Source organism: Dellaglioa sp. CoH-57-MRSF-16 (genome assembly GCF_056782055.1).
In genome coordinates, this window is sequence record NZ_JBXAXZ010000124.1 from 1 (window position 1) to 327 (window position 327).

At 57.2% G+C, this 327-nt stretch carries 1 protein-coding gene; it reads left to right on the forward strand.

Annotated elements, in window-relative coordinates; all coding sequences use genetic code 11:
* Positions 1-47: 47 nt before the first annotated feature.
* On the forward strand, positions 48-327 hold a 280-nt coding region (locus AC1RPH_RS08140), incomplete at its 3' end, for a hypothetical protein (protein WP_481762082.1).

Below are 327 nucleotides of genomic sequence, written 5' to 3' on the forward strand. Positions count from 1 at the left end.
TTCGAATCTTCTTCGATGGTTCGAAGGCACCCGCAGATCAGTATCAAGTGATCCCGGCAGACACGCGCAGCGCGCTCGACGAGGAAGAACTCTCATTCCTGCGCTGGGATACTTCGTGCCTCGCAGCGGAGCCGCTGTCGGATGAGGAAACGAAGCGTGAGTTCGAGTCGTGGGCAAAGCGTAATGGAGTGAAGCTTAAGAAGGGTAAGGCCGTTGACGCGGACGACATCGACGAAGACGAAGACGACGAACCCCCGAAGAAGGGGAAGAAGGCTCCGGCCAAGGGCAAGAAGAAGGTCGTCGAGGAAGATGAGGACGACGAAGATG